Annotated in this window: 5 protein-coding genes and 2 pseudogenes; 4 read left to right on the forward strand and 3 right to left on the reverse strand. The window is 67.2% G+C overall.

Annotated elements, in window-relative coordinates:
* Positions 1-138: 138 nt before the first annotated feature.
* Positions 139-1,142 (forward strand): annotated as a pseudogene (locus ABZ904_RS49300) (IS5 family transposase).
* A gap of 481 nt (positions 1,143-1,623) precedes the next feature.
* Here the strand turns inward: ABZ904_RS49300 and ABZ904_RS49305 are convergent.
* Complete coding sequence (locus tag ABZ904_RS49305; RefSeq protein WP_359411002.1) at positions 1,624-2,319, reverse strand: hypothetical protein; 696 nt, start codon at positions 2,317-2,319, stop codon at positions 1,624-1,626.
* 126 nt (positions 2,320-2,445) lie between these two features.
* Here ABZ904_RS49305 and ABZ904_RS49310 point away from each other — a divergent pair, with 126 nt between their 5' ends.
* Both ABZ904_RS49310 and ABZ904_RS49315 read left to right on the forward strand, forming a co-directional pair.
* Complete coding sequence (locus ABZ904_RS49310; protein WP_359411000.1) at positions 2,446-3,039, forward strand: DUF4291 domain-containing protein; 594 nt, start codon at positions 2,446-2,448, stop codon at positions 3,037-3,039.
* An 890-nt stretch (positions 3,040-3,929) separates the two neighbouring features.
* A pseudogene (locus ABZ904_RS49315) lies at positions 3,930-4,761 on the forward strand (IS5 family transposase).
* 120 nt (positions 4,762-4,881) lie between these two features.
* Here ABZ904_RS49315 and ABZ904_RS49320 read toward each other — a convergent pair.
* Entirely contained in the window at positions 4,882-7,332 is a 2,451-nt protein-coding gene (locus ABZ904_RS49320) for a SpoIIE family protein phosphatase (protein WP_361830703.1), read from the reverse strand.
* Between the two features lie 318 nt (positions 7,333-7,650).
* Between ABZ904_RS49320 and ABZ904_RS49325 the strand changes: the two genes are divergently transcribed.
* On the forward strand, positions 7,651-7,920 hold the full coding sequence (locus ABZ904_RS49325; RefSeq protein ID WP_359410996.1) for a hypothetical protein: 270 nt from the start codon (positions 7,651-7,653) through the stop codon (positions 7,918-7,920).
* A gap of 346 nt (positions 7,921-8,266) precedes the next feature.
* On the opposite strand, the gene ABZ904_RS49330 is transcribed toward ABZ904_RS49325, so the two are convergent.
* The gene (locus ABZ904_RS49330; protein WP_361830705.1) at positions 8,267-8,926 is read right to left on the reverse strand and encodes a TetR family transcriptional regulator C-terminal domain-containing protein; all 660 of its coding nucleotides are present in this window, start codon (positions 8,924-8,926) and stop codon (positions 8,267-8,269) included.
* Positions 8,927-9,193 lie beyond the last annotated feature (267 nt).

A 9,193-nucleotide genomic window follows, 5' to 3' on the forward strand; every position in this document is an offset into this window, starting at 1 on the left:
ACCCAGCCAACACCCCGTCCCACTCCTGAACCAACCCCACCCCGAGCTCAGACACACCCCAACTCAACCACACACAACTGTGATTGCAGTACTAGGGCCTGTGGGGAGTTGTGATCATTCGGTTGGTAGAACACTCGTGTGGCGAGGCGTGAACTGAGCGATGACGAATGGGCGTTGGTGGAGCCGTTGCTCCCGATAGGCGCTTACGGCCCGTATCCGCACCGGCTGCGGGATCACTTCGAGGGCGTGATCTGGAGGTTTCGCTCCGGGGCCCAGTGGCGGGAGGTCCCGGAGGAGTTCGGAAACTGGTCCACGGTCTACGACCGGTTCCGCCAGTGGCGCGACGCGGGCGTCTTCCAGGCCCTGATGGAGGCGGTGATCGCTGAGGCCGCACGGCGGGACCAGGTGGACCTTTCCCTGGTCAGCGTGGACTCCACCACAGCGAGAGCGCATCACGACGCGGCCGGCATGAGGGTGGACGCCGAGACGCTGTCCGCGCTGGAGAAGGCACTGGCGGAGGAAAGGGGGGCCGCGGCAAGGAACAAAAGGATCAAGGTGCCGCAGAACCCGGCGATGCGGCCGAAGCCGGCCGCCGGGACGAGCGCCGACGCCTGCACCGACGACGCCGGGCACGGCTGAAAGCAGCCGCCCTGGGCCGCTCACGCGGCGGGCTGACCAGCAAGGTCCACGTGGCAGCCGACCGCCGCTGCCGCCCACTGGCCTTCACCCTTACCCCGGGGCAGGCCGCCGACAGCCCCCAGTTCGTCCCGGTCCTGGCCAAGGTCCGGGTCCGCGGCCGGGCCGGCCGCCCCCGCACCCGCCCCGACGCGGTGGCCGGCGACAAGGCGTACTCCTCCCGCGCCAACCGCGCCCACCTGCGTGAACGCGGCATCAAGGCCGTCATCCCGGAGAAGAAGGACCAGGCCGCCAACCGGAAGAAGAAGGGACGGCGCGGCGGACGGCCGGTCACCCACGATGCCGAGCTGTACAAGGACCGCAACACCGTCGAACGCCTGATCAACAAGCTCAAAGCGTGGCGCGGGATCGCCGCCCGGTACGACAAGACGCCGGACAGCTACCTCGCCGCCCTCCACCTCCGCGGCACCGTCATCTGGCTTCACAGCCTCCAACCGACACCTTGATCACGACTCCCCACAGGCCCTAATCCGAACACGGCTGAACATGTATGGCCTGGACGGCACATACGACGGCCACGTGACATACCTCTACGGCTGGAACGCCGAAACCCGCAACAGTGCGCAACTCGGTTCCGGGAGTGGCTGCTCCCGAGGCTGGGCACCACGCGCTGCCGGAGGTCTCTCCGGAGTGATCCGTGAGCCGCGAGACCCTGGCAGCTCATCGGTCAGGCTGTGCTCCACGTTCGGCAGCAATCGTGCGCACCGCCCGTGTGCACGCTGCCCAACGAGCTCCGTCCCGGGTGCGCACGACCTTGACGGGTGGCTCTGCGCAAGTCCTGCCGTGCCACGTGCACCGGGCCTCCCGGAACGACACGCTTTCGGGGTCGAGTCCTTCGGGAAAATCCGGCCATTCGTCAACCGATGTCATGCCACGACGGTAGTGAGTGCCACCGCCCCGCGCAGCGGTTTTGGGATCGCCGCCCCGCTACCCGTGCGGGGTTCCGCTGTCAGCCACGTCGGACACCGGGCCGACGGCTACGGCGAGGTACCGGAACTCTCCCCCCACTCCGTCCAGTTCGGAGTACGGCTCCCAAGCGAGGGGATACGCACCCAGCAACGTGCACGTGTTCGCCTCGTAGGCCCCCTCAGCCCACAGCAGCGTGCCGACAAGCTCGCGTCCCTGGTGGATCCTGAACTCCCGGTCCCGAGTCTGGCCGCGGCCGATGCCGGGCGGAGTCCACAGTGAGGCGTCGTTGGTCAGCATGACGGCAAGACCGTTCTGGTCGGACCGGCGGCAGAAGCGCTCCAGCCTGGCGATGTCCCGCACGAAGTGCAGACGAGCGAGGTCCACGGCGGCATGCCCCTTCAAGGCGTAGTCCTCGGGGGGAGTACCCGCCGCGCCCGTCCATCTCCGGGTGAAGTACTTGAACTCGATCGCGGTACGGGTCGACGGGCCGATGCACAGGAGATCCAGATATTCGGCCTTGCCCGCCGTGCGCTGCGGCACCTCCAGTCTGGAGTGCACGTCCGGCGACAGTTCCCACAGGGCCCGCGCGAAGCTGTGCTGAAGATCGGCTTCGGAGTGGAAGACCGGCCTGTGCCTGCCCAGGTGCGCGATGACGTCGCCGAGCGAGATGCGTCCGGCGACGGTCCTGTTGCCGTCCATTGCCCCCGTGGTCACAGTGCCATTGAAGTGGCTCCTCCACTGAATTTTCAAGCCGCGGTGCCGCGGTAGCCGCTCTCGTCACAGTGAACGGCGGTCGAAATTCGGTGGCCGCCTGAACCGGCCGACCGCACGCTGTACGCCATGGAAGAACCGCAACGCAGGATCCGTGCGGCACACTCGGAATCCACGATCACCGTCTACCAGGCATACTCCCAAGGAATCGGCCAGCCCGCCGTCCGCGACGGCCGTTTCCCCGGCGCGTGGAAGCGGGACCGGATGACGTGGATCAAGCCGTCGTTCCTGTGGATGATGTACCGCTGCGGCTGGGGCGCGAAGGAAGGGCAGGAGACCGTCCTCGCTGTCGAGATCACCCGAGACGGCTTCGAGTGGGCGCTGCGCCACGCCTGTCTGTCGAGCTACGCCCCCGGAGTCCACCCCGACCGCGCCACCTGGCAGCGGCAGCTGAATCGCGCGCCCACCCGGGTGCAGTGGGACCCGGAGCGTGACCTGCGCTTGCAACCCCTGCCGTACCGGTCCCTGCAACTCGGCCTGTCCGGTGAGGCCGCACGACGCTACGCGGACGAGTGGACGGTCGCCATCCGCGACGTGACCCCGCTCGCCCACGAGATCCACGCCCTCGTCAGCAGCGGAGACCTGGACTCCGCCGCCCGGCTGCTGCCCCAGGAATACTCCTATCCCCATGGAGACGAGCTTCTTGCCCACCTACACGGATAACAGGCTGCTCCGCCCGACAGCCGGCTCCGGCCTATGGGTCACATGGCAGCACAGGCCCGCCGGGATCGGCGTCTCGTGCCCGATCGGCGTGCGGCGTCTGCCCGCAGATGGATACATGGGTACAAGTAGGCCCGACCGGCAAGAAGTTGCTGCCGCTCACAGTGAAGAACGCTGGTCCGACGCCCACTTCGAGTGGTTACGCGCACTGAGGTGAGCGAGGCACTTGGACGGGTGGCGGAGGCTCTGGCGGGGGTGAGTGAGGTGGAGGTAGCGGCTGCGCTGGCTGCTGCCGGCGTTTCTGGACGTCGGCGCTCGGCCCCGAAGCGCAGTCTTCGCAAGCCCCCACCGGAGCCTGTAGGCCCCTCGAATATCCGCTCAGAGGTGGAGTGGGTCTGAGCTCGCTACGGCTGAGTTACAACCTTCTCCACTGGTTTCAAGGCGGCTCGCTCCGCTCGCCGCGCGCGGCCCGGGCGCTGGCCGGGCCTGCGCTCCTGTCTCCGCCCCGCTCCAGCCCGGCCAGCGCCCGGGCCGCGCACACAGCAATCAGACGCCTGATGCCAGAGAAGGGGTACGTCGTGGCTGGGCGGTCGGCTCCACGGCTTTAGCCACCTCCCCGATCCGGGTCCCGCGTCGAGCAAGACCAGGGGGCCACTCGTGCACATTGCGGGCAGGTCCAAAGCCTGCCCGAGTTGCCAACCAGCGTACGGCCCCCTGATCATGCTCGACCCCAGACCGGGCAGGCCACCGGCCAAACCCGCTCCGCCGACCCCTTTGTGATCTGCTGGTCACTGTACGTCACCGCAAAGGATCAAGCGCTTAGGACTGGTAACAGAAAGAGAGCGTGGAATGACTGAACGTCAAGTAACGTGTCTCTTGCACTGACTTGGTCGATGTGGGGGTGTGCGACGGCTACTGGGGTGGGTGCACGCAGGCCGTGGGAGGTCGAGGACGGGCTGTGGGAGCGGATCGAGCCACTGCTGCCGACAGTGGAGCGGCGCTACCGCTATCCGGGCCGTAAGCGGCTTGACCAGCGCAAAGTACTGTGCGGGATCTTGTTCGTGCTGTACACCGGGATCCGGTGGGAGTTCCTGCCGCAGGAGCTCGGCTTCGGTTCCGGGATGACGTGCTGGCGGCGACTGCGGGACTGGAACGAAGCGGGAGTCTGGCAGCAACTGCACGAACTCCTGCTCGCCGAACTGCGCGCCGGTGACATGCTCGACCTCTCCCGGGCCTCCGTCGACGGCTCCCACCTGCGGGCCTTGAAGGGCGGGATCGCCACCGGGCGCTCGCCAGTGGACGGGCAGCAAGCACCACGTCATCGTCGACGCCCACGGCATCCCACTGGCCGCCACGGTCACGGGCGGCAACCGCAACGACGTCACCCAACTTCTTCCGCTGATCGAGGCGGTGCCGCCGATCCGGGGAAAGCGCGGACGCCCGCGCCGGCGCCCTGACGTGCTCTACGCCGACCGCGGCTACGACCATGACATCTACCGCCGACAAGTCCGCGAGCTGGGCATCCGTCCCGTCATCGCACGGCGCGGCACCGACCACGGCAGCGGCCTCGGTAAGAACCGCTGGGTCGTGGAAGCCGCCTTCGCCCTCCTGCACTGGTTCCGACGCCTGCGCATCCGCTGGGAGGTCCGCGCCGACATCCACCAGGCCTTCCTCACCCTCGGCTGCGCGATCATCTGCTGGCGACGCCTCAAAACCTCATTTTGATTTGAGTCCTAAGAGCGGCGCGATCGGGCGCGCCGCCTGGCGGTCGTTGCGGAGGATCTCCGCGGCGGCATTGGTGTGCCGGCGTGGGGACCGAGGGGGAAGCCCTCATCGATCCCCGCTTTACAGTGTGGACGGCAGGTCTTGGTCGGCCCAGACGAGCTTGCCGCCCGTTGCGGAGCGGAAGCCCCACCTGCTGGACAACTGGGCAATCAGGAACAGTCCCCGGCCGTTTTCGTCGATGATGGGGGCATGGCGCAGGCGGGGGTAACACGTTCCGCTGTCAAAGACTTCGCAGGTCAGGACCTGGTGCTGGATGAGCCGTAGCCGGATCGGGCCGGCGCCGTGACGGATAGCGTTGGTGACCAGTTCGCTGATGATCAGCTCCGTGGTGGGCACGAGATGCTCCAGTCCCCATTCGCTGAGTTGATGGGCGGCCAGGTGCCGGGCGGCGCTGACGACAGCCGGCTCGGTCGGCAGGTCCCAGGAGGCAACGTGGGCCGCGTTGAGTGTGTGGATCCGGACAAGGAGCAAGGCGACGTCGTCGGATGCTGCCTGAGTCGGCACGGTTTCCACCACTGAGGAGCACAAGTCTTCCAAGGACTGTTCGGGTCGTGCCAGGGCGGTGCCGAGGCGGTTCATGCCGACGTCGATGTCGTCGTCACGGGATTGGACCAGGCCGTCGGTGTAGAACGCGAGCAGGCTGCCTTCGGGCAGTTCCACTTCCACGGCGTCGAAGGGGACCAGCCCGAGGCCGAGGCCGAGTGGGGCTCCGGCGGGCAGGTCGGGGAAGGTGACCTGGCCTTGCGCGTCGACTATCGCGGGCGGAGGGTGCCCGGCCCGCGCCATCGTGCACTGCCGGGTGGCCGGGTCGTAGACGGCGTACACACAGGTCGCGCCCATAATCGCGGGGATCTGATCCGGGACGTCGTCATCTTCCCCGGTCAGCCGCTGGACGCTGTCATCGAGGTGGGTCAGCAGCTCGTCGGGGGGCAGGTCCAGGTCCGCGAGCGTGCGGACGGCGGCGCGGAGCCTGCCCATGGCCACCGCGGCGTTGATGCCGTGTCCGACCACATCACCGACGACGAGGGCCACCCGGGCTCCGGACAGCGGGATCACATCGAACCAGTCGCCTCCGACGCCGGCGTCCGTGTCGGCCGGCAAGTAGCGCCCGGCCGCCTCGACGGCGACGCCGCCCCTCAAACGGTGCGGGAGCAGGTTGCGCTGGAGGGCGAGGGCCGTGCTGCGTTCGCGAGCGTACTGGCGGGCATTGTCCGAGGACAGCGCCGCCCGGGTGACCAACTCCTCAGCCAGGAGCAGGTCATCGTCCCGGAACGGCATCGGGTCCTCGGTGCGTGCGAACAACGCCACGCCCAGCACGGAGCGCCGGGCACGGATGGGCACGATCATCAGGGAGTGCACCCCGTTCTCACGGATCTTCTGCGCCCGTGCCGGGTCGTGGTCGATCCATGTCCCAGGGGCGGTGTCCAGTACCGGTTCCAGGTGGGACCTTCCCGTGCGCAGTGCGCTGGCGAGCGGCGAGTTCGGGGGGACGGAAATTGTCTCCCCTCGCGCAAACGTCGACTCTGGGATACCTGGGTGGATCGAGGCCAAACCGGCACGGCGGAACACCGAGGGGCCATCGGACATTGTGTCGATTCGGGCAGCGGGCTCTTCGCCGAACGGGAGGATGAACTCCGCCAGGTCGACGACGGCGTAGTCGGCCAACAGGGGCACGGCGAGGCTGGCCAGTTCCTGTGCGGTCTGCATGATGTCCAGGGTGCTGCCGATGCGCGTGCTGGCCTGGCTGAGGACGGCAAGGCGCTCGCACACTCGCTGGTTGCTGGTGACATCCACGGTCAAGATGCACACCCCCAGTGCCTGGCCGTCCGCGTCCTGGAGGCAGAAGAACGAGGCCGAGAATGCGTGCTCCCGGCGAGGATCTTCCGGCGGCCAGGCCCGGTACTCGTGGACCGCGGATGTGCCGCTCGCCAGCACCTGCCGCATCACCGCTTCAAGGGCCTCGGCCTCAAAGCCGGGCAGTGAATCCTTCAGGCGGCGTCCGAACCTCCGGGAAATGCCGTCATGCTCCATCGTGTCGTTCACCCAGGTACAGCGCAGCTGCGGGTCACGAATGGCGATGCCGACCGGCGCGCGGGCAAGCAGCGACTCCCGCACCGATCCGTTCATCATCCCCGAGGAGAACGCGCCTATGTCGGTCAGGGATACCAGCCACCGGTGGGTTGCGTCCTGTCCCCACAGCAGCGAGAGGCGCAGGCTCAGGTTGAGCGTACGGCCGTCGCGGTGGCGGACCGCCGCGGTGCCGGACCAGCCACCTTGGGCACGGCACTGCTCGGCGAACGCTGATACCCCCAGCGCCTCCTGGCAGGACGGCAGTAGGAGTGTGGCGGACCGGCCCACCACGTCCTCAGCGCAGTACCCAACAACGTGCTGAGCGGCTTGCGTCCACGCGACCACCGTTCCTTGCTCGTCGATCATCGCTATCGCTGCGTCGGATATCTCGCGGAGCCCCAGCGGCTCCAAGAGTGCGGCCTGGGCAGTGCTCATCATCATGGTTCCCATCAGATGCGTCGTTCGGCGCGAAGTGGTCCGGTCTCTTGCTCAGAAAATGGCCCGCCCGTGTGGGCGGACGTGCGCATACGGTCGGGTCGCGCACCGCGAAGCGCCACGTCGCGTGCTCGGGGCGCCACGCTCGGGAGCGGGTTAGCCTCGATTGGCGGTGCGGAAATTTGATGGAGGTCTGCTCTGCCCGGTTCAGCGTGGGGGGAAGCGGAAGCGCAGGGTTCGGTCGTTCCACCAGGGGCGGGGATCTCCAGGTCGGGGAAGCCTTCGTCGATCAGAACGGGGTGGTGGCTGAGCGCAGGTCACGGTGTGCTCGCCGACATGCAGGGTTCCGGTGGCGTCGAGGAAGTGTCGCTAGATCTTGTCGGGTGTGGCGGTCTCGTAGCGGGGCAGTTTGCGGGCGAGCATCCGGTAGAGGTTCCCGGCGACGACGGTCAGTGTGGTGTCCAGGTCGACGTTGAGTGGGACGCCGGAGGACAGGGCGTCCAGGTGAAAGCCGCTGATGTAGGCGTCGAGTCATCGAACCGCATCAAAGGCCTGGGAGACGCGCCGTACCAGCCTCCCGGGAATCGGGGTTAGCGGTTTCGCGACCGCTGTCATGCGCTCTTCCTCGGTGATGGGATCCCGGGTCGGTCGGCGCACGCCCGGCAGACTCATAACCGCGTGTGGAGGCTGGTGGGAGATTGGTAGGACGCGGTCTCAGAAGCCATGCGAGCGCTGGGCGTCTGTCGCCGAGGACGTTGCCACGGATGGGGCCGCGACCTTGCTGAACGAGCCCGGCAAGCCGCGCAACCGCGGAGAGCTGCACGCGCCACGACGGTCTCGCGCGCCCGCCTCATGAGTCGGATACTCGACTGCCGCTTGGACCCGCTGGCGAGGACACGACCCTTCTCACGTTCGATGTGCAGTCTCAGACCGTCGGCGGCTAGCGAACCTGAACCTGCAGTACGTCGACTTCGGGAGACCTCACGAAGGTCTGCACGTAATCGATGGCTGCCTGCAACGCGTCTTTTAGCGGGGTGATGTCCCGAGCGACCTGGGCGAGGAGCATGCCGCCCTGGAATGCGGAGAGAAGCAGATTGGCCAGCTGCGTCGGATCCGCGTCAGTACTGATGCGGCCGAGTCGCTGCATGTGCTGGAGCCCGTCGCGGAAGATGTCCCTCCACTGGTCGAACGCACTCGCGAGCTCATCGTGAACGTCAAGGTCCGTCTTGATGATCTCGCTCGCCAGGGAGCCGAGGCTGCAGCCTTCCTGGAAGGCGCGCTCGTAGCCGACGTAGAAATCCGCCCACGCCCGAAACGCGTCGAGATCGTCGAAGGAGGCGAATCGCTCACCGCGATGGAATGCGAGGACGCATTCGGCCTGCCATGCGATCACAGCCAGGACGAGACTCTCCTTGGTCGGGAAGTAATGGTTGAGCTGTGACCCGCTCACGCCGGCCGCGCGACGGAGCTGCTCGTTGTTCGTCGCGTGGACACCCTTGGTGTAGATGAGTTCCGCGGCATGCTCCAGGATCCGGGCGCGCGTCGCCTGGCCCTTGTCCGTGAGCTTGTGAGGCACCCGAGCTCGTGTCGTGACTTCCATACGCCACACGATACCGCAGAGTGGGCTTGACAGCCCAGTCTCGGACGGTATCAACTCCAAGAAGTGGGCCGTCAAGCCCAAAAATGCTCGGCCTGACATGGGCTCGACAACCACTACTCATACCCCGACCGGAGGTTGATTCGCTGTGTCACGACTGGAGGTTCCCTCTCCTGACGGCGTCCCCGAGGCGGCGGAGGGCATCCTCGACAACGTCGGCGCACAGTTCGGCTTCGTCCCGAACATGTTCGCGACTCTCGCGTCGAACCC

The sequence above is a fragment of the Streptomyces sp. NPDC046900 genome (assembly GCF_040644975.1).
Taxonomy (GTDB): domain Bacteria; phylum Actinomycetota; class Actinomycetes; order Streptomycetales; family Streptomycetaceae; genus Streptomyces.

Bases quoted from the DNA above. Each gene is read 5' to 3' on its own strand.
- ABZ904_RS49310 (WP_359411000.1), top strand. From the start codon at position 2,446: ATGGAAGAACCGCAACGCAGGATCCGTGCGGCACACTCGGAATCCACG.
- ABZ904_RS49320 (WP_361830703.1), bottom strand. From the start codon at position 7,332: ATGATGATGAGCACTGCCCAGGCCGCACTCTTGGAGCCGCTGGGGCTC.
- ABZ904_RS49330 (WP_361830705.1), bottom strand. From the start codon at position 8,926: ATGGAAGTCACGACACGAGCTCGGGTGCCTCACAAGCTCACGGACAAG.